This is a genomic window from Streptomyces sp. NPDC028305 (assembly GCF_055569495.1).
Window position 1 is genome coordinate 548,698 of record NZ_JBVHTN010000005.1, and the last position, 24,031, is coordinate 572,728.

General features: G+C 73.2%; 21 protein-coding genes. 9 read left to right on the forward strand and 12 right to left on the reverse strand.

Going from position 1 to position 24,031, the window contains the following annotated elements; genetic code table 11:
• Positions 1-56: 56 nt before the first annotated feature.
• Complete coding sequence (locus tag ACZ4WQ_RS23375) at positions 57-503, forward strand: nitroreductase family deazaflavin-dependent oxidoreductase (RefSeq protein ID WP_311723846.1); 447 nt, start codon at positions 57-59, stop codon at positions 501-503.
• Between the two features lie 7 nt (positions 504-510).
• Here ACZ4WQ_RS23375 and ACZ4WQ_RS23380 read toward each other — a convergent pair whose 3' ends face one another.
• The gene (locus ACZ4WQ_RS23380) at positions 511-1,419 is read right to left on the reverse strand and encodes a LysR family transcriptional regulator (RefSeq protein WP_398373847.1); all 909 of its coding nucleotides are present in this window, start codon (positions 1,417-1,419) and stop codon (positions 511-513) included.
• 97 nt (positions 1,420-1,516) lie between these two features.
• On the opposite strand from ACZ4WQ_RS23380, the gene ACZ4WQ_RS23385 reads away from it, so the two are divergent.
• Positions 1,517-2,428 (forward strand): PhzF family phenazine biosynthesis protein, encoded by a 912-nt coding sequence (locus ACZ4WQ_RS23385; protein ID WP_398373848.1) that lies wholly within the window; start codon positions 1,517-1,519, stop codon positions 2,426-2,428.
• An 89-nt stretch (positions 2,429-2,517) separates the two neighbouring features.
• On the opposite strand, the gene hemC is transcribed toward ACZ4WQ_RS23385, so the two are convergent.
• The 5 genes from hemC to ACZ4WQ_RS23410 all read right to left on the reverse strand — a co-directional run bounded on the left by hemC (position 2,518) and on the right by ACZ4WQ_RS23410 (position 11,605).
• Positions 2,518-3,453 (reverse strand): hydroxymethylbilane synthase, encoded by a 936-nt coding sequence (hemC, locus tag ACZ4WQ_RS23390; protein WP_398373849.1) that lies wholly within the window; start codon positions 3,451-3,453, stop codon positions 2,518-2,520.
• Positions 3,454-3,533: 80 nt separating this feature from the next.
• Positions 3,534-7,652 (reverse strand): SAV_2336 N-terminal domain-related protein, encoded by a 4,119-nt coding sequence (locus tag ACZ4WQ_RS23395; RefSeq protein WP_398373850.1) that lies wholly within the window; start codon positions 7,650-7,652, stop codon positions 3,534-3,536.
• Positions 7,653-7,655: 3 nt separating this feature from the next.
• Positions 7,656-8,624, reverse strand: coding sequence for an AAA family ATPase (locus ACZ4WQ_RS23400; RefSeq protein ID WP_398373851.1), 969 nt, complete (start codon positions 8,622-8,624; stop codon positions 7,656-7,658).
• Positions 8,618-11,098 (reverse strand): VMAP-C domain-containing protein, encoded by a 2,481-nt coding sequence (locus ACZ4WQ_RS23405; protein ID WP_398373852.1) that lies wholly within the window; start codon positions 11,096-11,098, stop codon positions 8,618-8,620. Before ACZ4WQ_RS23405 ends, ACZ4WQ_RS23400 begins: the two co-directional genes overlap by 7 nt.
• A gap of 3 nt (positions 11,099-11,101) precedes the next feature.
• A complete protein-coding gene (locus ACZ4WQ_RS23410) occupies positions 11,102-11,605 on the reverse strand; it encodes a CU044_2847 family protein (protein ID WP_361193971.1) in 504 nt (167 codons plus the stop codon).
• A 152-nt stretch (positions 11,606-11,757) separates the two neighbouring features.
• Here ACZ4WQ_RS23410 and ACZ4WQ_RS23415 point away from each other — a divergent pair, with 152 nt between their 5' ends.
• The 4 genes from ACZ4WQ_RS23415 (at position 11,758) to ACZ4WQ_RS23430 (ending at position 15,608) form a co-directional block, all read left to right on the forward strand.
• A complete protein-coding gene (locus ACZ4WQ_RS23415) occupies positions 11,758-13,230 on the forward strand; it encodes a DNA-3-methyladenine glycosylase 2 family protein (protein WP_358849243.1) in 1,473 nt (490 codons plus the stop codon).
• Positions 13,231-13,291: 61 nt separating this feature from the next.
• Positions 13,292-13,801, forward strand: coding sequence for a methylated-DNA--[protein]-cysteine S-methyltransferase (locus tag ACZ4WQ_RS23420; RefSeq protein ID WP_398373854.1), 510 nt, complete (start codon positions 13,292-13,294; stop codon positions 13,799-13,801).
• A gap of 86 nt (positions 13,802-13,887) precedes the next feature.
• The gene (locus tag ACZ4WQ_RS23425; protein ID WP_398373855.1) at positions 13,888-14,439 is read left to right on the forward strand and encodes a SigE family RNA polymerase sigma factor; all 552 of its coding nucleotides are present in this window, start codon (positions 13,888-13,890) and stop codon (positions 14,437-14,439) included.
• Positions 14,436-15,608 (forward strand): TolB family protein, encoded by a 1,173-nt coding sequence (locus ACZ4WQ_RS23430; RefSeq protein WP_398373856.1) that lies wholly within the window; start codon positions 14,436-14,438, stop codon positions 15,606-15,608. Before ACZ4WQ_RS23425 ends, ACZ4WQ_RS23430 begins: the two co-directional genes overlap by 4 nt.
• Positions 15,609-15,662: 54 nt before the next feature.
• Here ACZ4WQ_RS23430 and ACZ4WQ_RS23435 read toward each other — a convergent pair whose 3' ends face one another.
• The gene (locus tag ACZ4WQ_RS23435; protein WP_398373857.1) at positions 15,663-16,409 is read right to left on the reverse strand and encodes an SIR2 family NAD-dependent protein deacylase; all 747 of its coding nucleotides are present in this window, start codon (positions 16,407-16,409) and stop codon (positions 15,663-15,665) included.
• 105 nt (positions 16,410-16,514) lie between these two features.
• On the opposite strand from ACZ4WQ_RS23435, the gene ACZ4WQ_RS23440 reads away from it, so the two are divergent.
• Together ACZ4WQ_RS23440 and ACZ4WQ_RS23445 are read left to right on the forward strand one after the other, a co-directional pair.
• Positions 16,515-17,234: a hypothetical protein gene (locus ACZ4WQ_RS23440; protein ID WP_311723373.1), complete on the forward strand. Its 720-nt coding sequence runs from the start codon at positions 16,515-16,517 to the stop codon at positions 17,232-17,234.
• A gap of 163 nt (positions 17,235-17,397) precedes the next feature.
• Positions 17,398-17,820, forward strand: coding sequence for a hypothetical protein (locus tag ACZ4WQ_RS23445; protein WP_311723372.1), 423 nt, complete (start codon positions 17,398-17,400; stop codon positions 17,818-17,820).
• A gap of 53 nt (positions 17,821-17,873) precedes the next feature.
• Here the strand turns inward: ACZ4WQ_RS23445 and ACZ4WQ_RS23450 are convergent, their stop codons facing one another.
• A complete protein-coding gene (locus ACZ4WQ_RS23450; protein ID WP_398373858.1) occupies positions 17,874-18,989 on the reverse strand; it encodes an ADP-ribosylglycohydrolase family protein in 1,116 nt (371 codons plus the stop codon).
• 132 nt (positions 18,990-19,121) lie between these two features.
• Between ACZ4WQ_RS23450 and ACZ4WQ_RS23455 the strand changes: the two genes are divergently transcribed.
• Positions 19,122-20,315: a glycerate kinase gene (locus tag ACZ4WQ_RS23455; RefSeq protein WP_398373859.1), complete on the forward strand. Its 1,194-nt coding sequence runs from the start codon at positions 19,122-19,124 to the stop codon at positions 20,313-20,315.
• A 293-nt stretch (positions 20,316-20,608) separates the two neighbouring features.
• On the opposite strand, the gene pssA is transcribed toward ACZ4WQ_RS23455, so the two are convergent.
• The 4 genes from pssA to ACZ4WQ_RS23475 all read right to left on the reverse strand — a co-directional run bounded on the left by pssA (position 20,609) and on the right by ACZ4WQ_RS23475 (position 24,029).
• Positions 20,609-21,475: a CDP-diacylglycerol--serine O-phosphatidyltransferase gene (pssA, locus tag ACZ4WQ_RS23460; protein WP_311730829.1), complete on the reverse strand. Its 867-nt coding sequence runs from the start codon at positions 21,473-21,475 to the stop codon at positions 20,609-20,611.
• A complete protein-coding gene (locus ACZ4WQ_RS23465) occupies positions 21,462-22,118 on the reverse strand; it encodes a phosphatidylserine decarboxylase (protein ID WP_398373860.1) in 657 nt (218 codons plus the stop codon). Before ACZ4WQ_RS23465 ends, pssA begins: the two co-directional genes overlap by 14 nt.
• A 182-nt stretch (positions 22,119-22,300) precedes the next feature.
• On the reverse strand, positions 22,301-23,512 hold the full coding sequence (locus ACZ4WQ_RS23470; RefSeq protein WP_311730827.1) for an acyl-CoA dehydrogenase family protein: 1,212 nt from the start codon (positions 23,510-23,512) through the stop codon (positions 22,301-22,303).
• Between the two features lies 1 nt (position 23,513).
• Positions 23,514-24,029 carry a MaoC family dehydratase gene (locus ACZ4WQ_RS23475; RefSeq protein ID WP_311730826.1) on the reverse strand — a complete coding sequence of 172 codons (516 nt, stop codon included), beginning with the start codon at positions 24,027-24,029 and terminating at the stop codon, positions 23,514-23,516.
• Between the last annotated feature and the right edge of the window lie 2 nt (positions 24,030-24,031).

The window sequence follows — 24,031 nt, forward strand, 5'->3', positions numbered from 1 at the left end:
CGGCCCGGCGTTGCACCCTGAAAGCCGTGGCCGAACCGACGATGGGACAGGAAGCCATGCCTCTACAGGGTGAGTACGAGCCGAGCCCCGAGAAGTGGGTGCGCGATCAGGTCGAGCGGATCGAGAGCTCTGGTGGCACCAAGGGAATGTCGATCCGCGGGCTGCCGGTCATCCTCCTGACCACCCGGGGCGCGAAGTCCGGCAAGATCCGCAAGTCCCCGCTCATGCGGGTGGAGCACGAGGGCGCCTACGCCGCGGTCGCCTCGCTGGGCGGCTCGCCCAAGAACCCCGTCTGGTACTACAACGTCGTGGCCGACCCCCGGGTCGAGCTGCGGGACGGCACGGTGAGCCGGGACATGACGGCCCGCGAGGTCCACGGGGAGGAGAAGGCCCAGTGGTGGGCGCGCGCGGTCGAGGCGTACCCCGACTACGCCGACTACCAGAAGAAGACGGACCGCGAGATCCCCGTCTTCGTGCTGGAGCCCGCGGCCGAGGACCACTGACGGACCGCTAGCCGTCTCCGTCTCCGAGGAGACGCGTCAGCTCGTCGGCGACCAGTTGGGCGGCGGGCGAGGTCCAGCGCCTGCGGTGCCGGGTGAGCTGCACCGGCACGGGCGGCACCGCGGGCCCGTCGACCCGGGCCAGCAGGCCGTCGCGCAGCTGCCGCTCCACGGTCGCCTCGGGCAGCAGCGTGAGCCCGAGCCCGGCGGCCACACAGGCGCGGGCGGCCTCGATGCTCCCGAACCGGGTCAGCCGGGGCGGCGGGCCGGGCAGCGCGAGCAGGGAGCGCGCCAGCCGGTCGCTGTACGAGCAGCCCTCCTCGTGGACGAAGAAGCTCTCCCCGGCCAGCTCCGCCCACCCCGCCTCGCGCCCGGCCAGCCGGTGGCCGGGCGCGGCCACGTACACCAGCGGTTCGTGTGCGATGGGCCGCGTCACCAGGTCGGCCGCGTCGATCTCCGGCTCCAGGAGGAGCACCAGGTCGAGCCGGCCCGAGCGCAGCCCCTCCATGGCCGTGGCGGTGTCGGCCGTGTGCAGATGGACGTCCACGCCCGGGTGGGTGCGCCGCAGCGAGGCGATCACCCGGGGCAGATGCGACGAGCACAGCGACTCTCCCGCGCCGAGCGCCACCTGCCCCTCCACCGCGCCGTCCGCCCCCTCGCCGTTCCCGGCCGCCGCGGTGGCCCGCAGCCGGGCCTCGGCGTCCAGCACCCGCTCGGCCTCCTCGAGCAGCCGCCGCCCGGACGGGGTCGGCGTCGTGCCCGCGGGCAGCCGGTCGAACAGGCGCGTGCCGAGCTCCCGCTCCAGCGAGCGGATCTGGACGGTCACGGTGGACTGGGCGAGGTGCAGCTCGGTGGCAGCGGAGGTGAAGCTGCCGGTACGGGCCAGGGCCACGAAGGTGCGCAGAAGTCTGGTGTCCATCGGCATCCGATCCTACCTGGGTGTATCGAGATTCTCGATGGACGTGAGCGAAAACAATCGTTGGACGCGATGGGGGAGGCGGTGACACGGTTACTCCATGACCACCGCACAGAGCACCGACAGCGCGCTCGACCACGTCCTCCGCTACTCCGCCTTCACCACCGACCCCTCCGGTGGCAACCCCGCCGGGGTGTTCCTCGACGCCGGGGCCCTCGACGACGCCGCGATGGTGGCCATCGCCGCCCACGTCGGCTACTCCGAGACCGCGTTCATCACGGCCGGGGACGAGGCCGCGCGCCGCTACGGGCTGCGGTACTTCAGCCCCCGCGCCGAGGTTGCCTTCTGCGGCCACGCCACGATCGCCACCGCCGTCGCGCTCGCCGAGCGCATCGGCCCCGGCGAGCTGGTCTTCGACACGATGGCGGGCGAGATCCGCGTGGCGACAACCCTGGGCGGAGGGGAGGGCGGGGGCGGCGATGCCGGTACGGCCCCGCAGGCCACCCTGACCAGCGCGCCCACGCACTCCCGCCCGGCCGACGAGGCCGTCACGGAGCAGGCGCTGAAGGCCCTGCGCTGGACCCGGGACGACCTGGACCCGGCCCTTCCGCCGCACATCGCCTTCGCGGGCAACGACCACCTCGTCCTCGCCGCCGCCACCCGCGAGCGGCTCGCCGACCTGGACTACGACTTCGACGCGCTGGAAGAGCTGATGCGGGTCCAAGGGTGGACCACCGTCCACCTGGTGTGGCGCGAGTCCGCGGACCGCTTCGACTTCCACGCCCGCGACCCGTTCCCGCCCGGCGGCGTCGTCGAAGACCCGGCCACGGGCGCCGCGGCGGCCGCCTTCGGCGGCTATCTGCGGGCGCTCGGGCTGGTGTCGGAGCCGGTGCGGGTGCGGATCCGGCAGGGGGAGGACATGGGGCGCCCCAGCGATCTCGTGGTGGACATCCGGCCCGACGACGAGCGCGTGCGGGTGACGGGGCGCGCGGTGCGCATCCCTGAGGCGTAGCTCGCGACGTTTGTGGTGAGTATGAGACGGCGACACGCCGCGCCGTCGGCGTGTCGCCGTCTCATACTCACCACAAATTCAGTGGCCGCTCAGTGCGGGATGGTGTCGATCACCTCGCGCGCCCCCTGGCGCAGCAGGGCCACCGCCACCGAGGTGCCGAGTGTGGCCGGGTCCAGCGGGCCGGCCCACTCGTGCGCGTCCAGCACCGTCTTGCCGTCCGGGCTGAAGACCCGGGCGCGCAGGGAGAGCCGGCCGTCGCGCTCGGCCCTGGCGTAACCCGCGATGGGGGAGTTGCAGTGGCCCTGGAGCACATGCAGGAGCATGCGCTCCGCCGTGATCTCCTTCCAGGCGTCCGCGTCGCCGAGCCCGGAGACCGCGTCGATGGTCGCGGTGTCGTCCTCGCGGCACTGAAGCGCCAGCACCCCGGCGCCGATCGGCGGGCACATCGTCTCGACGGGCAGGATCTCGCTGATCCGGTCTGTGCGGCCGATGCGCTCGAGCCCGGACACGGCCAGCAGCAGCGCGTCGGCCTCGCCCGCGTCCAGCTTCTCCAGGCGGCGGTTGGCGTTGCCGCGCATCGGCACGCACTCCAGATGCGGGTGGGAGACGGCCAGTTGCGCGATACGGCGCACCGACGAGGTGCCGACGCGCGCGCCCTCCGGCAGCTGATCGAGCGTCAGCCCGCCCGGGTGCACCACCGCGTCGCGGATGTCGTCCCGCTTGAGGTAGGCCGCGAAGACCGTGCCAGCGGGGAGCGGACGGTCGGCGGGCACGTCCTTGACGCAGTGCACCGCCAGATCGGCCTCGCCCGCCAGCAGCGCCGCGTCGACCTCCTTGGTGAACGCGCCCTTCCCGCCGAGCGCCGACAGGTCGCCCATCCACCGGTCGCCGGAGGTGGTGACCGGCACCACCTCGGTACGGATGCCGGGTCGCAGCTGGGCGAGTTCGGCGCGGACCCGCTCGACCTGCGCGAGGGCCATGGGGGAGGAGCGGGAGACAATGCGGATGAGGTCGGTGGACGACATGGCGTACACCATAGGCCCTCCGCAGCGCGCCCCCGGCACCGGCCGGTGGCACCCCCGTACGCTTCCCCCGTCCGGGCTGGTCAGCCCGGCGGACCGCCGTCCTGTGGGGTGAAGCCCTCGGCGAGGAGGGCGGCCAGGTCCCAGAGGGCGTGGACGGTCATCGGGTGCAGGGCGTTGAGGTCCAGCTGCTGGTCGCCCGCCAGGTGGGGGTCGTAGGGGATCAGCACCACGGCGCGGCACCTGCCGTCGAAGTGAGGTAGGACGCGGCCGTGTGGCGTGGTCTTGACGGTGTCGGGGCGCATGTCCGTGACGACGACGATGCTGCGGCGCAGCAGCTCCGTGTGGCCCTGTGCGCTGAGCCGGTCGAAGGTCGCGTCGGCGTCGCTCGGCGGTCCGCTGTGCTCCGCCGACCAGACGAGGATCAGCTGATCGGAGGCGTCGAGGGCGCGTAGCGCCGTCTCACTGGCGGCCGGACTCGCTGCCGCGTGGATGAGCGCGAGCGGGTACCGCATGCCGAGTGTGTCCATGACGCGCCGGTAGGCGGCGTCCTCGATGGGACGGCCGCGGGAAGCGGGGTTGTAAGTGAGGATGGTGAGACTGTCGTCGGCCCGCGAGGTGAACCGAAGGTTCCTGACAGCGAACAGACCGGGCAGCTGCCTGGCCAGATCGCTCAGCCGCGCACCGATCCCGCGCCGTGAGAGGCGGGTGAGGTGGCCCGCGCCCGGACCGACATCGACCGCGATGGCGTGCTGCTGCAGTGTCCGGGCGAAGACCCAGCCGAGCGCGAGGATGGTCCTGGCCGCGTCATCGGTGCCCTCGCGGAGACCGAGCGCCGCGATCCGGTGGCCGGAGGCCGAGGGAGTACGAATCGGCTCGGGCCTTCCTTCCGGTTCGCCGCCGTCGCTGGGCTGCGTATGCCCGATTACCTGGGAGAAGGCGTGCGCGACCGTGCGTGCCGTCGGCCGCTCCCGGGGCGGGGTGAACATGCAGGCGGCAATCAGGGTCCGTAGCGGCACCCAGGCCGTGCCCTCCCAACGGGACTCCCCGACGATGTTGATCCCGAGCCGCTCGTCGGTGGTCAGCTGACCACCGCCCAGGGCTAGCAGGATCTCGCCGAGTGCGTAGATGTCGTCGTCGAGCGTGAGATGCCTGCTCAGCGACGGGTACTCCTGGTGGATGACGGCCGTCTGCCAACCGATCAGCTTCACCGTACCGTCGACGATGAGCACCGTGTCCGTCGTCAGATGGCCGTGCTCCATCCCCTCGGCCGAGCAGACGCTCACCGCCTCCGCCAACTGCATACCGAGGATGGCCGCCGTCCGCGCGTCCCATCCGTCGGCCGTGCCGTCGGAGAGCAGGGCGGTGAGGGTGCGGGCCGGGGAGCCGTCGGGGGCGACGATCAGCTCCTCGGCGATCCACGGAGGTTCGCCTTCGAGGTCTTGCCCCAGCAGTCTCGGCGCATATCGGCCCGCCATCCGGCGCAGTGCCTCTACTTCCGTACTCAGAGCGAGCAGCGTGCTCCGCCGCTTGGTCCTAGAGCCCATCGTGCGCAGCACGGCGGACTCCCCGTTGGGGTCCCGTCCGAGATACGCGGTCGTGCCGTTGTCGGTGCGGACGTGGCCGTGCAGGGTGAACGGGCCGAGCCGGCGAGGGTCCTGGTCCGACAGGGGCGTCCAGCCATGGGCCCGTTGCTCTCTGCTGAGCTCCGGGGCGGATTCCGACACGGGCACGGGCGGCGGTGTGGCCGGATCGGACCCTCCGAAGGCCTCCCACACCTCCCGCGCCGTCGGCCGGTCGCGCGGATCGGGCGCCAGAGCGGCCAGCACCACATGGCGCACCGACCGCCAGGGGCCGCGCCAGTGCGACAGGTCGTATGCCACCTCCGAGCCGCTGAACCGGGCCCCGCCGCCGAGGTTCAGCAGGATCTGGGCGAGCTCGAGGACGTTGTCCTGGGGGGCCGGTACCAGGACCGGGTTGGCCGGTGACGGGACGCCGTCGACGCAGGCCGCGGACCAGGCGGTCAGGTAGAGCCCGTCGTCGGAGACATAGACGGTGGACTGCCGGAGGTCCCCGTGCGCCATGCCCTCCGCGGCGCACACCCGCACCGCGTCCGCGAGTTGCCGGGCGATCGCGAAGGCCCGGTCTCCGTCGCCGCTCAGTGGGACCTCGCTCAGCCGCTCCGCGGTGAAGGGCTCTTCGGCGATCCATGGCGTCGCGCAGTCCAGGTCCTGCCGCAGCAGCCTCGCCGCGTACCGGCCGTCCATCCGGCGCAGCGCCTCCGCCTGCACGCGGAGCAGGTCGGCCGCCTGCGGCCCGTTCGCCGTGAGCGCGGTGTGGATGACGACCTGTTCGCCGTACGCGTCCTCGTCCCCGATGTAGGTGGTGACGCGGAACCCCGACGGGTCGGCCATCCGCAGCGTGTACGGACCGATGGTGCGCGGGTCCTCCGGCCTCAGCGGACGCCAGCGGTGCGCCGGCAGTGACACTGCCCTCGCGACCGGCGACGCGCCCAGCCGGGCCGCCAGCCGCTGCTCCACCGTGCCGAAGGGCCGGGCCCGCGCCGGGAGGTGGTCGGCGCCGGACGGGTGGGCGAGCCAGGCCGGGAAGTCGGGGGAATTGCCCGCGAGTTCCTTCAGACGGCGACCGATCAGCTCGCGGGTCTCGTCGAGTTCGGGCAGCGGCACGGCGCCAAGCAGCGCGCGCCGGACGGTGTCGGTGAAGGTGAAGGGGCGGTGCTGCGGCGGGAACGGCCCCGGGCCCGCCGAGGCCGGCGGCTCGGCCGGGCGCATCAGCCCGCCGAGGAAGACCTCGGCCAGATGTCCCGTGTCCGCCCGCCACTCCACCGCCTCCTGCACCAGCCGCATCACGGGCACCGGCAGTGGAGCGACCGCGGCCAGGTGGGCCGCCAGGCGGTACGCCTCCGGCGAGGCCGCCTCCCGGAAGCGCAGAAGACGGCTCAGGTCGTCCCCGGGCCTGGCAGGGCCGGGCGGCGCGGCGGCCGGGCGGCGCGGGCGTGGCGGGGCCAGCAGCGGGAGTACGGCCGTGCCGCTCGCGGAGGCGATCAGCCGGGCCCAGTCGGCGAGCGGCCCGGCGTCCGGCTCCAGGACGGGCACCGGGACGCCGTCGAAGCGCGCGAGCTCCGGGGGCAGGACGGGGTCGGTGACCGCCCAGTCCGCGCCCGGCGAACCGGGCCTGCGGGTGCGCACCTGCCAGCGCTGCGCGCGGATCCCGGTCCCCTCCCACAGGCGCGGCGGCAGCGCGTGCATCACGGCCGTCGGCCCGTGGCCCGCCCAGCGCTCCAGTACGGCGGACATCCGGCCGTCCCGCCACGCCGCGCCCACCCCGTCGCTCAGCACCAGCACCAGCGAGTGCCCCGACGGGTCGGACACGGCAGTGACGGGGAGGACGGGCGCCTCGGGGACGTACGGCTTGGCGCGCAGCACGGGCGCGTCGCCGCCCCGCGTGTGCAGGCCCAGGACCCGTACGACGCGGAAGGCCCCGGCGCGCTGGAGCAGGGTGCGCAGCTCGACCGCCAGCCGCCGCCACAGCAGCATCGACATCCCGTCGTCGACGACGAGCGCCAGATCCAGCCAGCGCTCGCGGGCCGGGCGGGTGACCACGTCAGGCAGGCCGGTCTCGGCGAGCGCCGTCGCGGTGGCGACCTCGTCCACCTCCCGCTTCAGCGGGTTGGGCCGGTGCTGCTTGAGCGGGCGCAGCGCCCGGCCGATGGGCAGCTCGGCGCGCAGCGCCTTGGCCTCCGGCACGCGCAGCGGCAGCGCGCGCCGCGTGGCGGGCGGCGGGGGAGCGCCGGGGGCGGGGGACGCCTCGATCGCGCCGTACAGACCGCTCGTGCCGCCGGCCGGCCCGCTCTGTCGTGACGGCGTCCGCCGTGGCGGCGTCTGTTGTGACGGCGTCTGCCGTGACGTCGGCGAGGGCACGGTGGGAGCGTCCGGCCGTGGCGGGGGCGAGGCGGCGGGGCCCGGCGCCGGGGTGCTGGGGACGGCCCCGGCGGCCGTACGGGCGCGCTCCAGCGGCGCCCCCGTCCTGGCGGCCCCAGCTGGCAGCCGCGTGGCCAGCCAGAGCGCGTCGAGCAGCTGCTCCTGGGACAGCTCCGCCCCGCTGTCCGACAGGATCGCGAGCGCGTCATCCAGCTGCCCGAGCGCCTCCGGCCCTCGCCCGCCCCGACCTTCCCCCGCCACGGGTCACACCACCCCGCCCAGCCGGTGCAGCACCGCGTCCAGCAGCCCGTCCGCCGACAGGTCCACGCCGCTCGCGCGCAGGAACACCGCGTTCAGCAGCTGGTCGGTGGCCAGTTGGCGGGCGGAGCGGCGGCGCAGGAAGGCCTCCAGCAGGCGGTCCACGTCGTCCAGCGCGTCCTCGCCCAGATGCGCGGTGACGATCTCCCGCAGCCTGGCCTCGTCGGGGGTGGGCAGCTCCAGGCGTACGCAGCGGCGCAGGAAGGCGGGCGGGAAGTCCCGCTCGCCGTTGCTGGTGATCACGACGACGGGGAACTCCTGGCAGCGCAGCCGCCCACGCCGTACCGTGGCCCGCTCCTCCGCGCGCTCGGTGAGCACCTCGACCACCGACTGCTCCTCGGGCAGCCGGGCCAGCTCCGGGATCTCGAACTCTCCCTCCTCGAAGACCGTCAGCAGGTCGTTCGGCAGATCCACATCGCCCTTGTCGAGCTCGTCGACCAGCAGCACGCGGGGGCGCGGGCCGGGCACCAGCGCCGTGCCGAGCGGCCCGAGCCGTACGAAGCTGCCCAGGGGAGGCTCGGCGTCGCCGCGGTCGCGGCTGAGCGCGGTCTCCCGCAGCCGCCCGATCGCGTCGTAGCGGTAGAGGGCGTCCTGCACGGTGGAGCGGCTGTTGACCGGCCAGTGCAGGACCTCGCCCAGGCCGAGCTCGTGGGCGATGGCGCGCGCCAGCGAGGACTTGCCCGTGCCCGGGTGGCCGGTGACGAGCAGCGGGCGGCGCAGATGCAGCGCGGCGTTCACCACGTCGGCGTGTTCCGGCGAGATGAGGTACGGCCGGGTGGGGGCGGGGCCCTCGGCCGGGCCGCCGTCGGGCGCGACGGGGCCGAAGGTGCGCCAGGGCGGGGCGGGCGGCATCTCGACCGGGCGCTGTCGGCCGTCTCCGTGGAACAGCCGCCAGTCGTCGTACGTGGTCACCATGCGAAATCCTCCGGGTCGGAGTCGGTCGGGTCTGCCAGTTCCAGCACGGGCAGCGGCCGGCCGGCGTTCGGCGGTGGCCCGCCGGTGTCGGGCGGCGGGGGCTCGGGGTCCACGGACAGCCATGGGTCCACCACCCGTTCGTCGGCCGAGCCGTCCGACCACACATCGTCCGACGGGGGCCCAGTTGCTCCCGGTGGCGGCGGCTCGTCGAGACTCTCCGCTTCCGTCGGGAGAGACCTCGACTCCAGGCCGAGACGCACCCACGTCGGCCGCAGGCGCGAAGGCGTCTCCTCGATAACCACTAGGGAGGGCCCGTCGGTGGCCATGTGCGACAGGGTCCCGCCCACCACCAGCTCCTCGGGCTCCTCCTCCGGCACCGGCCGCCCCGCGCCGTCCGGCGGCAGCAGGGCGGGGTCGGCCCACGCCAGCACCGGGCGGCCGGGGCAGGTCAAGGGGCGCTGAAGCGCCATGGCCCGGTAGATCCGCACCTGCTCCGGCAAGTGCCCGCGCGGGTCGGTGAAGTGGCCGAGGGCGGGGGAGCCGGGCTTGTCGCCGCGGTCCCACAGCACCACCGGCACACCCGCGGCCAGACACGTCTGCACGGCGGCGGAACGGCGCTGCCCGGACGCCACGATGTTCGCCCGGCCCGCGAACCGCCGCTCCATCAGCAGCCCGTACAGAGCCCGCGGGCTCTCGGCCGCCTCGTCATCGATGTGCAGGGGCTCCTCGCTGTCCAGCCGCCGCCACCGCTCCCGCCAGTCGGACAGGATCCCGTCGCCGCCCCGCTCGCGCAGCTCGGGGCAGTTGACCACCACCGGGTACTCCGCGCCGAGCACCCGCGGCAGCGGCTGGTCCGGGTCCTCCCAGTCGTCGAGGGGCAGCTCCAGCGAGTCGCGGTCCACGACCAGTTCGACGACCGGGAGCACACTGTCGTCCGCCCGGCGCAGCGGACCGACGACCGCCAGGATCTCCCGGGCCACTTCGCCCGATGTCCGCGGCCGCTGGTCCTGCTCCGAGACCGGCTGCGGGCCGGATCCGTCGTCGCACCACAGCCGCATGCGATAGCGCTCGGCGCCGTCTTCGCGGGAGGGCAGCGCGCGTAGTTCGACCAGCACGCGCGGCGGGTTCAGCCGCCACTTCCTCGCCCAGTCCGCGGCGTCCCTGCGGCGGTCCAACAGAGCCGTCTCGGACACGCCGAGCCGCTCGGCGACCCGGTCGCACCACTGCCGCAGTGCCGTGTCCCCTCCACCGGCCCGGGAGCAGGCCGCCGCCACGTACTCGACGGCACGCAGCAGCCTCGGCACGGCCACACCGCCGTACGGGGCCGACGCGATGTCGCCGTGCAGTGTCTCCAGGTGTTCGACGAGCGCGGCGTGGCTCCCGCCGCCGTTGAACAGCGCTGCCGGCAAGGCGGCCAGCGGCAGCGCAGCCCGTACGGCGGCGGGGACGCGGGCCGCCGCGGGCGCGGGCAGCGCGTCAATGTGCTCGACCAGCCGTTTGTACTCATGGGGCGAGAGCAGCCGAGCCAGCCCGTGTCGGCCTGCCACGGCCAGCAGTTGGTCCGCCAACTCGTGAGCGGTGCGGCGCGCCGCCTCCACCAGGGCGGGCAGCGCCCGCTCATGGGTGAGCAGCAGTCGGGCGAACTCCTCGGCCGACGGCGCCCCGTCGGCGCGGTGGCCGAGGCCGCACTGGCGGGCGACGGCCCGCCCGCAGCGCGCCCAGCCATCGACCGCGGGCAGCGGCCCGTCCAGCAGGGTGACCAGCTCCCAGTAGGCGGGGTGATCGCGCACGCCGTCCTCGGGACCGGCGGCGAGATGGGCCAGCCCCCTGTCGTCCAGCTCCCGCCGGACGCGCTGCCAGGGGATGCCCCAGGCGCGGCGCACGGGACCCCCACGAATATCCAGCTTCGCGGTGACGAGCCCGACGACGGCGCTCTCGTCGTTCGTCCACAGCGGCCCGCCGCTGTAGGACTCCTCGATGTCGAGGGAGCGGACGCCCCCGTCGAAGTAGCCGAAACGGCCGTCGCAGTTGGTCACCTCGGCGTCGGCGAAGACGCCCGGCTCCCCGCTGCCGTGCCAGGCGCGGACCCGCTGCTCCTTGACCATGGGGTGCCAGGGCGGCGGCTGGAACGCGGGCGGCAGCGCCCCGGTCACGCGCAGCACCGCGAGATCGCCGTTCCATTCGTAGCCGCCGAGCCCGCCGTCGTCCGTCCGCGGCGGGATCCAGGCCGTCAGCTCGGCCTCGCGCTCGACGGTGACCCCCGGGGCGATGATCCGCACCCGGACCGTGACCGGGCCCGGGTGGTCAGAGGCCAGCGGATCGGGCCTGCCCAGGGCGCTGTTGACGACATGCGCGCAGGTCAGCAGGTGCCGGCCGGGGAGCAGCACTCCGGAGCCGGCCGGTTCGCCGTCGGCCTCGGCCAGGACGGAGACCGCGGGCCGCGAGGAGGGCCCGCGGGTGTGGAACCACCCCATGGCTCAGGCGGCGGGGCCGGAGCCGTTGCCCGGCCCGGCGGCGGCGACCTGGCCCTGGCCGCCGACCCCCTGGCCGCCAGCCGCCTGGCCGGCCCCCTGACCGCCATCCGCACCGGACAGCTGCCAGGTGGCCGAAACGGTCAGGCTGGCCTGTCCGTTGGCGCCCACGATGCCCAGCTTGAGGTCCTGCCCCACCTGCACACCGAACTGCACATTGATCTCGTGGGGCGGGTTCGGCGCGGCGCACACCGCGTCGTGCACCTCCTGGAGCAGGGGGCCCAGCGGCCGCAGCACCGTACGCAGCCCCTCCGCGGCCAGCGCCGCCGCGGCCCGCGACCCGCGCCCCACCGGCGTCACCCCGCCCACGCCGCCGATCCCGCCCGGTCTGCCGGGCCGCGAGCCCCCCGCTTCGCCGCCGGGTCCGCCGCTCGGGGCCGTGCCCACGGGGGCCAGCTCCAGGCGTACGGAGGTGTCGTCGGCAAGCACTATCTCGGCGTAGTCCGTCACCCTCCCATGATGCCGATCACAGCGCCGCTGGTCTGCCCTTTCACCCCAATGCGCCGTAGCTCGGCAAGGCGGGCGAACCCGTCGAGGGCGGCTCCGACCTCGATGTCGGATTCTCGCGAGCCCCGCCCCTCCCGATGTCCGATGCTGGAGTCATGCATACCGACACCGACCGGTGCCTACGGGCCGCGCAGGCCAAGGACGAGCGCTTCGACGGCTGGTTCTTCGTGGCGGTCGTCACCACGCGCATCTACTGCCGCCCCAGCTGCCCGGTCGTCGGCCCCAAGCCCGAGAACATGCGCTTCTACCCGAGCGCGGCGGCCGCCCAGCAGGCCGGTTTCCGGGCCTGCAAGCGCTGCCGCCCCGACGCCAGCCCCGGCTCGCCGCAGTGGAATGAGCGCGCCGACCTGGTCGCCCGCGCCATGCGGCTGGTCGCCGACGGGGTCGTCGACCGCGAGGGGGTGCCGGGCCTCGCCGCCCGCCTCGGCTACAGCACGCGCCAGGTCGAGCGGCAGCTGCGCGCCGAGCTCGGCGCGGGCCCGCTGGCCCTGGCCCGGGCGCAGCGCGCGCAGACCGCGCGGCTACTGATCGAGACCAGCGGGCTGCCGATGGCGGACATCGCCTTCGCGGCCGGGTTCGCCAGCATCCGGGCCTTCAACGACACCGTCCGCGAGGTCTTCGCGCTCTCGCCCACCGAGCTGCGGCAGCGGGCCAAGCGCGGCGGGCGGCCCGCGGCGCCGGGCGCGCTGACCCTGCGGCTGCCCTTCCGGGCGCCCCTGTGCCCGGACAACCTCTTCGGCCACCTGGTCGCCACCGCCGTGCCCGGGGTGGAGGAGTGGCGCGGCGGCGCGTACCGCCGCACGCTGCGCCTGCCGTACGGGCACGGGGTCGTGGCGCTGCGCCCTGAGCCGGACCACATCGCCTGCCAGCTGTCCCTCACCGACATGCGCGACCTGGCCGGGGCGATCAGCAGATGCCGGCGGTTGCTTGACCTGGACGCCGACCCCACCGCGGTCGACGAGCTGCTGCGCACCGACCCCGACCTCGCCCCGCTGGTCGACAAGGCACCGGGGCGGCGGGTGCCGCGTGCGGTGGACGCCGACGAGTTCGCGGTGCGCGCGGTGATCGGACAGCAGGTGTCCACGGCGGCGGCCCGTACACACGCGGCCCGGCTCGTGACGGCGCACGGCGAGCGGATCGAGGACCCGTCGGGCGGGCTCACCCACCTCTTCCCGACCGCGCAAGCCCTGGCCGGCCTGGACCCCGAGGCGCTGGCCATGCCGCGCACCCGCCGCGCCACGCTGATCGGGCTGATCGACGCGCTCGCCTCGGACCGGGTCGTCCTCGGTGTCGGCAGCGACTGGGACGAGGCGCGGGCGCGCCTCACCGAGCTGCCCGGGATCGGGCCGTGGACCGTCGAGGTCATCGCGATGCGCGCGCTCGGCGACCCGGACGCGTTTCTGCCGACCGACCTCGGGGTGCGGCGCGCCGCCGCCGGGCTGGGGCTGCCCGCCACGCCGGGGGCGCTGACCCGGTACGCGGCGCGGTGGCGGCCCTGGCGCGCGTACGCCGTGCAGTACCTGTGGGCCACCGACGACCACCCCATCAACTACATGCCCGAACCGTAAGCGACCCGGAACCGCAAGAAACCCGGAACCGTAAGCAACCAGGAATCGAAAGAAACCCACCATGTCCCGCACCCACACCGTCATCGACAGCCCGTACGGGCCGCTCACCCTGGTCGCCGACGAAGACGCCCTGGCCGGGCTCTATATGACCGACCAGCGCCACCGCCCGGCCGAGGAGACCTTCGGCGCCCCCGGCGACCCCGACGAGTCCCCGTTCGCCGAGACCATCCGCCAGCTGCGCGCCTACTTCGCGGGCGAGCTGACCGAGTTCGACCTGCCGCTGCGGCTGTCCGGCACACCGTTCCAGCGCCGCGTCTGGTCCGAGCTGCGGCAGATCCCGTACGGCGAGACCGTCTCGTACGGGCAGCTCGCCGACCGCCTCGGCTCGCCGACCGCCTCCCGGGCCGTGGGCCTGGCCAACGGCAAGAACCCGGTCGGCATCATCGTCCCCTGCCACCGCGTCGTCGGCGCCACCGGCAGTCTCACCGGCTACGGCGGCGGTATCGACCGCAAGCGGCGGCTGCTGGACTTCGAGGCGCGCGGGCGGCAGCCGGGTCTCCAACTTTTTTGACGGACCCGACATAGCGGGGCGGCCCCGCACACGTCCAAGGAGGTGACAGACGACCGCGAGACGAAGACGACCGATCACGGGGAACCATGAATGACGAGGAAGAGCGCCGCTTCCGCGAATTCGTCGCGGCGCGCTCGCCCGCGCTGATGCGCACGGCGACCCTCCTGACCGGCGGCGACACCCACGCCGCCGAGGATCTGTTACAGACGGCGCTGGCGAAAGCGGCGGGGCGCTGGGGCAGGCTGGAGAGCCCCGAGGCGTATCTGCGGCAGGTGCTCTACCGGCAGCAGGTGAGCCTGTGGCGGCTGCTGCGCACGCGCCGTGAGACCACGGTGGCCGAACTCCCCGACGCCGCCGGGCGCGAGGATGCCGCCGACGCGGCCGAGCTGCGGATCCTGGTGCGCCGGGCGCTGGCCCGGCTGACGGCGCGTCAGCGCACCATGCTGGTGCTCCGCTACTTCGAGGACTGCCCCGAAGGCGAGGTGGCCGAGCTGCTCGGCTGCTCGGTGGGGACGGTCCGCAGCACCACGCACCGGGCGCTGGCCAAACTGCGCGCGCTGGTACCGGAGTTGGACCCCGCCGCCGCGCCCGGCGGCGGCCTCGGATTCGGCAACTCACCTGTGGAGGTGTGGAAGTGAACGCTGAACAGCTGGTGCGGGACACCCTCCACGAGTGGGCCGACGAGAGGACACCCCCGGTCGGGGCCGACCTGGCGGGGCGGGCCCTGCTGCGGCGCCGCCGGCGCCGGGCGACCGCGGTGACGGTGGCGGCCGCCGCCTTCGCGCTGCTGGCGGGCGGGGTGGTGGTGCCGGAGCTGGCGGAGCGCGATCAGCCCGGCCATTCGGGGCCGGGGCGGATGATGACCGGCGACGTGTCCGCGTATCCGGGCGAGTCGCCGCCGCGCCACCTGATCGCCGCCGGGGACGTCGCGGTGTCCGCGTACCAGGCGGACCGGAAGACCCACAACCAGGACGGGATGAAGCGGACCACCTACACCTGGCATCTCTACAGCCCACGGACGCAGCGCTACGAGAAGACGAACTGGGGCTGGCTGGATGTCGCCCCCGGCATGAAGCAGGCCGCCGTCCTGGAGAAGACGCTGCCCGCGTCCCGCGTCGGGATCCTCGATCTGGACACCGGGAAGGTGACGAAGTGGATCCCGCTGGAGCACAAGGCGGGCGGGGTGCAGTGGTCGCCGGACGGCAAGCGGCTGGCGGTCACTACGTACAGCGGCTATCCGGATATCGAGACCACCGCCCGCGATCGGTTCACGCCCCATGCGAGGACCGGCTATTACCTGGTCGACGTCGACTCGGGCCGGAAGGAATACCGTCCGATGGGCGTCGACATGGACGACGGGTTCGTCGGGGTCGGCCGTATCGACGTGCGGTGGAGCCGGGACGGCACGCTGCTGGTGGTGCTGGGACCGCCGGGCGGCGCCATCGAGACGTGGTACGACCTGGAAGGACGGGCGAAAGAGAAGGCCCCCCCGTACGAGGGCCTGGACGCGGCGCCTTCAAGCCTGTCGCCGGACGGGCGCTACTACACGGTGGGCGACGGGTGGACGGCGACCGTGAAGGAGACGGGGACGCACCGGACGGTTGGTCCGTCGAGCGGCATGGCACTCGCCTGGGCCGACAACGACCGCCTGGTGCGCTGGGAGTGCCCGCCGGATCGGCGCTGCACACGCGATTGGGGCGAGCGGCTGGTGCTGACCGACCCGACGGGGCGCATCAAGACCCCGCTCACCGGCTACCGCTACAACGACACCCCCCAGGACTGGGACCCGCGGATCACCCGCCGCTGACCGATGGCCCGGCGCCCGTCCGCTCCGCACGGACGGGCGCCCTCGCATCAGCCCTCAGCCCTCCGCCGCGATCCGCTCCAGCAGCGCGGGCAGGGCGGTGCCGATGGGCTCGCGGATCAGCTCGTCCGCGAGCTCGTCGTACGGCGTGGGCTCGGCGTTGACGATGATCAGCCGGGCGCCCGACTCGGCGGCCATCCCGGCGAGCGAGGCCGCGGGCTGGACCTGGAGGCTGGTGCCGACCGCGATGAAGATCTCGCATGCCTTCGCCACCGCGACCGCGCCCGTCAGCACCTCCGGGTCGAGGCTCTCCCCGAACATCACCGTGGCCGACTTCAGGATTCCGCCGCAGGCCAGGCACGCCGGGTCCGGATCGCCGCCCGCCACCCGCTCCAGGGCCTCCGCCATCTCGGAGCGCGCCTTGCAGCGCGTGCACACCACGGCCCGCGCCGTGCCGTGCAGCTCCAGCACCTTGCGCGCGGGCAGCCCGGCGAGCTGGTGCAGCCCGTCCACGTTCTGTGTGATCACCCGGACCGGGGTGCCCGACCGCTCCAGCCGGGCCACGGCCTCGTGTGCCCGGTTGGGCTCGGCGCGCAGCGCCTGGCTGTCCCGCCGCATCTGCCAGGAGCGGCGCCGGATGTCGGGGTCGGACATGTAGTACTCGTACGTCACCAGCTTCTCGGCTTCCGGATCGCGCCGCCACAACCCCTGCGGGCCGCGGTAGTCGGGGATCCCGGAGTCCGTGGAGATGCCCGCCCCGCTCAGGATCGCCACGAGCGGCCGGCGTGTCGCTTCGGTGCTCATGCGGCGAGCCTACGCACCAGAAACGGACGGAGGCGAGCGCGTTTATGCGGAGAGGTAGAGTCCGGCTCCGTATGTGATCGGCGCGGTGGAGGCGGAGAGTTCCGGATGACGCGGTCTGTGTGGCTGAGCGATACGAGTGTGACGACGTCGGCCAAGAAGGGGGATCCGCCGCCTCAGGACGGGCGTCTCACCCGGGAGATACGCGTCTCCGACGGCCCCGACCGCGCCGGCGGCCGGACCATTCGGACCGTGGCCTTCCCCGAGCGGCGATTTCCGCCCGGCGGTGGCCTCGCCGAGTACCGCGCCGCCCGCAAGCAGGGCGCCCGCGCCTTCACCCTCTGGGCCGACGCGCACCGCACGGAGGTGTTCGCCCAGGTCGTGACCAAGTCGGCGGCCAAGGGCAGCCCCGCCACGTACGAGGTGCTGGGCGCCGAAGGCGAGCCCCTGGCCCTCATCACCCGCGAACCGGCCATGAGGGGTGGCAGGGTCCGCAGCCGCTGGACCGTCCAGCAGGCCGGGGCACAGCCCGTCGTCGGGCTCAAGGGGCGGCCCTTCTGGTGGGGCGTGTGGTGGCTGCTCTTCCCGGTCCAGCTGGTCATCGTGGCCGGCAGCTTGGTCGCGGGCAGCGGCGACGTCGCGCGCACACCGCGCCGTACGAAGTGGCGCGCGGGGGGCCGGATCGTCCTCGACTTCCACAGCGGGGCGGGGGACAACTTCGAGCTCGACGTGGAGGAGGACGGGTGGGACGAGCGCGTCACCGCCTCGCTCCTCGCGGTGCTCGACAGCCACGAGGGCTGGCTGGGCAGCCCCTGGGACACGGAGTAGCGGTCGGGACATCGCGCGCGAATCGTCAACAACCGTGCCGGGATTGACAACGCCGGGTGCGGTCGCTCTCGCCATCCTGAGAAGCGTTCATGGGCCCGACGGGCGCTGAGGCGCCCAGTCGTGTCCGTTCGGGAAGCGAATGCTTCGGATGGGGAGTAACTCAATGCGTCTTCGTCATTCTCTGGCCACCGCGGGGATCGGTGCCGTACTGCTGATGGGCGGCACGAGTGTGCCTGCCCACGCCGTGTCCGCCGCTCCCGGCGTGTCCGCGGCTTCCAGCGTGTCCGCGGCCCCCTACGAGTCCGCGGCGCCCAACGAATCCCGGGGGTCCGCGGTGACCTGCTATCTCTACGTGGACCGGCGCCGCGGTTACTACAACGTGCGGAAGACCAAGAACCCCAGGGGAGGGCTGATCAAGACCTACCGCGGCAAGCGTCTGCGCGTGTGGGACAGGTGCGGTGAGACGGTGGGCAAGAGCTACCGGTGCGCGCAGGGTGAGGCCAAGGACAAGTACTGGGTCGCGGTGAACTACCGGGGCCGCAAGGGCTACGTCGGCTCGGCCTGTGCGGGAGGCCTGGGGCGCTGACCCCTGGGCCGCTGACCCGGGGCCGGCGCTGACCCGCGGCCGGCGCGGACCGATCACGCGCCTGCCGTGGCACCCCCGCTCAGCCCACCGGCCACCCGCGCCCCCGCCATCGCCAGCCGGTGCGTACGCGCCGCCAGGTCGCTGATCCGCGACCCGTCGAAGCCGAACACCGCGCTGCGCACCCGGTCCCGCAGCGGCTCGGTCCACTGCGGCGGGATGGCCGCCGCGCCGCACAGGACACCGGCGGCCGACCCGGCGGTCGCGCCGTTGGAGTCGGTGTCCAGGCCGCCGCGCACGGTGAGGGCGATGGTCGTGGTGAAGTCACCCTCTCCGTAGAGCAGTCCGGCCGTGATGACGGCGGCGTTGGGCACGATGTGGATCCAGTGCAGCCCGCTGGTCTCCCGCTCCAGCTGGTCCAGCGTGTCCGCCCAGGCCACCCCCGCCTCGTACAGGGCGGCCACCTTGCGGACCGTACGGGCCAGGCGGCAGCGCGGCGGGATCCGCACCAGCGCGGCCTCGATCGCCTCGCGCGGCCCGTCGGCCGTGAACGCGGCGGCGATCAGCGCGGCCGCCCACATCGCCCCGTACACCCCGTTTCCGGTGTGCGACAGCACGGCGTCGCGCCGGGCCATCGCGGCGGCGGCGCGCGGGTCGCCGGGGTTGACCCAGCCGTGGATGTCGGCGCGGATGAGGGCGCCGATCCACTCCTGGTAGGGGTTGTCGAGGGTGGCGGTGAGCGGTGGCTTCACTCCGGCGGTGAGATTGCGGTAGGCGACCCGCTCGGCGGTGAAGGTCTGGAGATAGGGCAGGCGCAGCAGCCACAGATCGCCGACCTGCTCGGTGGTGAAGGCGAAGCCGTGGGTCTCCAGGAGGTGCAGGCCCAGCAGGGTGTAGTCCACGTCGTCGTCCCGGCAGCTGCCGTGGATCCGGCCCCGGACGCACTCCTGCCACTCCGGGCGCAGCTCGAACTCCACGGGGTCGGGCGGGGGCTCCAGCGCGGGGACGTAGTCGGTCAGCGGCAGGGCGTCCGCGCGGCGCAGATAGCGGTCGATGCGCTCACGGGTCCAGTGATCGCCCCGCTCGACCGGTTTGCCGAGCATGTTCCCGGCGATGCGGCCGAGCCAGCCGCCGAGGATCCGGTCCGCGAGTGCGCTCCCGCCAAGGGCCATGAGTCAGGTGTACCCGAGCCGGGGCCCCGCCGCAGGCCGACACCGCGTCGCTGGGCAGGAGGAAGGCCGTCCGGATAGGGTCACCGCGGGGTGGCTGGACAGGCTGGGGGACGAGAGCGAGGGGTGACGACGGTGGCGGATGCTGCGAAGGCAGAGGCACGCGACGGGATACGGCCGGGAGCGCCGAGGCGGGTGCTGATCGCCGCGGACAAGTTCAAGGGCTCGCTGACGGCCGTGCAGGTCGCCGCTCATGTGACGGCCGGGCTGCGGCGCGGCGCGGCGGGCGGGGCCGGGGCGGTGAGCGTCGAGGCGCTGCCCGTCGCGGACGGCGGGGACGGGACGGTCGACGCGGCCGTCGCGGCCGGGTTCGAGCGGCGCGAGGCGCGGGTGACCGGGCCGTTGGGCGATCCGGTGACCGCGGCCTACGCGCTGCGCGGCGAGGTGGCGGTGGTCGAGATGGCCGAGGCGTCCGGGCTGCGCCATCTGCCGGAGGGGCTGTTCGCGCCGCTGGCCGCGACCACGTACGGCAGCGGGGAGCTGCTGCGCGCGGCGTTGGACGCGGGCGCCCGTACCGTCGTCTTCGGGGTCGGCGGCAGCGCGACCACCGACGGCGGCGCGGGCATGCTGGCCGCGCTGGGCGCCCGGCTGCTCGACGCCGCGGGCGAGCCCGTGGGGCCCGGGGGCGGCGCGCTGCGGGATCTCGCCACGGCGGATCTGAGCGGCCTGGACCCGCGCCTGGCGGACACCGAGATCGTCCTGGCCAGCGATGTCGACAATCCGCTGACCGGGCCGAAGGGCGCGGCGGCGGTGTACGGCCCGCAGAAGGGCGCGACCATGGCCGATGTCGTGCTCCTGGACGGCGCGCTCGCCCACTTCGCGGAGGTCCTGGAACGGTCCGTGGGGCCGCGGGCCGCGGAGTACGCGCAGGCGCCCGGCGCGGGCGCGGCGGGCGGCATCGGCTACGGCGCGCTGATCGGCCTCGGCGCGGCCTTCCGTCCCGGTATCGAGGTGATGCTGGACGTGCTCGGCTTCGCCCCGGCGCTCGAACGCGCCGATCTGGTGATCACCGGCGAGGGCTCACTCGACGAGCAGACCCTGCACGGCAAGGCCCCGGCGGGAGTGGCGGCCGCGGCGCGGGCGCGCGGGGTCGAGGTGGTCGCGGTCTGCGGCCGTCTCGCGCTGCCGGAGGCGGCGCTCGCCGGTGCGGGGATCAGCCGCGCCTACCCGCTGACCGCCCTGGAGCCGGACCCGGCCCGCTGTATCGCCGAGGCTGGCCCGCTTCTGGAGCGCGCGGCGGAACAGCTCGCGGCGGACTTCCTGTCCTGAGCGCGTCCCGCCTCGTCGCGGTTTTTTGCACGGAAACGGGGTGGCCCGAGCGAAACGCTCGGGCCACCCCGTTTCGGCCACACCAGTGGGCTGTCCCCACCCGCCCCTTCCCGACCCAGGGGCTCCGCCCCTGGACCCGGGGTCTGGGGCGAAGCCCCGGTTGGGGGAAGGGGCGGGGTGGGGAATGAGCCAGTAGCCCGTCCCGCCTCGCCGGCGCGGACACGCGGCACGGAAACGGGGTGGGCCCGAGCGATCGCTCGGGCCCACCCCGTTTTGTCTGCCTGATCGCCGCGCTACGGCAGCTGCGCCGCCCGGGACTCGCGGCGGTTGTCGCGGAAGGCGTTGACCCGGCGGGCCGTGGCGAAGAGGGGGATCACCGCGCCGAGGACCACCTGGAGCGCGCAGGCCGTCTGGAGCAGCAGCTCGCCGCCGGGGGCCTCGAAGGCCCAGGCCGCCAGGAGCCCCATGCTGGTGACGATCCAGCTCAGCATGGCGACCGCGAGCCGCCCGCGGGGCTTGGGGTACTCCACCCGGCTCACCATCAGCCAGGCGACGCCGATGATGGCGAGCAGCGTGGGGACGAAGGGCAGGCCGAGCAGCACGACCGACACCACGGTCAGCGCGCCGAAGGGACTCGGCATGCCCTGGAAGACGCCGTTGGGCATGGTCACGCAGGAGAATCGCGCAAGCCGTAGCACCACCGCCAGCAACACCACGATCGCGGCGACCGCCGACACCCGCTGATACGCGTCGTCGGCGACCATGCCCCACACCACCACGAAGTACGCGGGGGCCAGCCCGAAGCTGATCAGGTCGGAGAGGTTGTCCAGCTCCGCGCCCATCGCCGAGCTGCGCAGCTTGCGCGCGACGAGCCCGTCGAAGAGGTCGAAGACGGAGGCGAGCAGCATCAGCATCACCGCGGAGGCGGCGCTGTGCCGGGTCATGCCGCCGTCCTCGCTGCCGGTCAGGTGCGGGATGAGGACGCCGGTGGTGGTGAAGTACACCGCCAGGAAGCCGCAGGTCGCGTTTCCGAGGGTGAGGGTGTCCGCTATCGACAGGCGCGTCGACAACGGCATGTCGTCCGTCTCGTCGACGTCCTCTTCCACCTCGGCCCCGGGGGACCAGGTGGCGGCCTGTGTTTCGGGATCAGTGACGGTCAAGGCGAGTCACCCCCGCTGTGGTGGTCTGGCCGACCTCGACCGCGACATCGATGCCCTCGGGCAGATAGATGTCGACACGCGAACCGAAACGGATCAGACCGATCCGCTCGCCCTGCTCCACCTTGGTGCCCTGGGGCACATACGGCACGATGCGCCGGGCCACGGCCCCGGCGATCTGCACCATCTCGATGTCGCCGAGCTCGGTGTCGAAGTGCCAGACGACCCGCTCGTTGTTCTCGCTCTCCTTGTTGAACGCGGGCACGAAGCCGCCGGGGATGTGCTCGACGGACGTCACGGTGCCGGCCAGAGGGGCGCGGTTGACGTGGACGTTCAGCGGGCTCATGAAGATGGCGACGCGGGTGCGCCCGTCCTTCCACGGCATGATGCTCTGCACCACGCCGTCGGCCGGGGAGATGACCCGACCCTGAGCGATCTCTCGCTCGGGGTCGCGGAAGAACCACAGCATGCCCGCCGCGAGAGCGGTGGCGGGCACGGCGACCGCCGCCCAGCGTCCGGAGCGGCGGGCGCGAGCGAGGCTGACCGCCGCGGTGGCGACGGTCGGGAGGAGCCACGGCGACGCTCCGCGCGCGAGGCGTACGCCGGCCAGGCTGTCGCGTTGTGCAGAGGAATGGCTGTGGGGCATGGATGACCTTCGTAGCGGAGGGTGCCGCGACATAACACTTGGGGACGGCGGCTTTCCGGGATGGTATCGGTTGCGAGCGGTAACTGGGCAAGCGCCAGGGCCTGTCGATGGCCGAAGTCTCCCTGGCGTGGTGTGATCTTCTTCTCGCGGCTACCACCGCGATACCGCACCAAAAGGGATATTCAGCCCTGGATGCGGTACTCCTCCAGGAGCCTTCGTCCGATAATCATTTTCTGAATCTCGGCGGTCCCTTCGCCGATGAGCAGCATGGGGGCCTCGCGATACAGGCGCTCGATCTCATACTCCTTGGAGAAGCCGTAGCCGCCATGGATGCGGAAGGCGTCCTCCACGACCTCCTTGCAGTACTCCGAGGCCAGATATTTGGCCATCCCGGCCTCCAGGTCATTGCGCCGGCCCGAGTCCTTCTTGCGGGCCGCGTTGACCATCATCGCATGAGCCGCTTCGACCTTTGTGGCCATTTCTGCCAGTTTGAACTGGATGGCCTGGTGCTGCGCGATGGGTTTGCCGAAGGTGTGCCGTTGCTGTGCGTAGGCGACGCCGAGCTCGAAGGCGCGACGTGCCACGCCACAGCCGCGGGCGGCCACGTTGACCCGGCCGACCTCCACTCCGTCCATCATTTGGTAAAAACCCCGGCCGGTCGCGCCGCCGAGGACGCGATCCGCCGGAATGCGCAGTCCGTCCAGAATGAGCTCGGTGGTGTCGACGCCCTTGTAGCCCATCTTCTCGATCTTGCCGGGGATGGTGAGCCCGGGCCGGACCTCGCCGAAGCCCGGCTCCTTCTCCACCAGGAAGGTGGTCATGGACCGGTGCGGGGGGACCTCGCCGTCCGCCTCACCCGACTCGTCCGTCCGGCACAGCACCGCCACCACCGTGGAGGTGCCGCCGTTGGTCAGCCACATCTTCTGGCCGGTGAGCAGATAGTCGTCGCCGTCCCGGACACCCTTGGTGGTGATCGCGGACACATCCGAGCCGAGCCCGGGCTCCGACATCGAGAAGGCGCCTCGGATCTCGCCCAGCGCCATCTTGGGCAGGAAGTACTCCCTCTGCTCCTCGGTGCCGTGCTGCTTGAGCATGTACGCGACGATGAAGTGGGTGTTGATGATCCCCGACACGCTCATCCAGCCGCGGGCGATCTCCTCCACACACAGCGCGTAGGTCAGCAGCGACTCGCCGAGCCCCCCGTACTCCTCGGGGATCATCAGCCCGAAGACACCGAGCTCCTTGAGGCCCTCGACGATCCGGGCCGGGTACTCGTCGCGGTGTTCCAGCTCGGTCGCGACCGGGAGGATCTCTTTGTCGACGAAGTCCCTGACGGTGGCCAGGATCTCCTGCTGGACGTCCGTCAGGCCGTCGGTCTGCGCGAGGCGGCTCATCTCAGTCCTCTCCCAGCTCGGAGACGGGCGGGCGGCCGGGCTGCTCGCCGCCCCGCTCCTTGATGTACGTCGCCGTCGGCACCATCACCTTGCGCCGGAAGACGCAGACGAGCGTGCCATCCTGTTTGTAGCCCTTGGTCTCCACATGGACCACGCCCCGGTCGGGCTTGGACTTCGACGGGGTCTTGCCGAGCACCGTGGTCTCGCCGTAGATCGTGTCGCCGTGGAAGGTGGGCGCCACGTGGCGCAGCGACTCGACCTCCAGATTGGCGATGGCCTTGCCGGAGACATCCGGCACGGACATGCCGAGCAGCAGCGAGTAGATGTAGTTCCCGACCACCACGTTCTTCCCGAAGTCGGTGGTCTTCTCGGCGTAGTTGGCGTCCAGGTGGAGCGGGTGGTGGTTCATGGTCAGCAGACAGAAGAGGTGGTCGTCGTACTCGGTGACGGTCTTCCCCGGCCAGTGCCGGTAGACATCGCCCACCGAGAACTCCTCATACGTGCGGCCGAACTGCATCT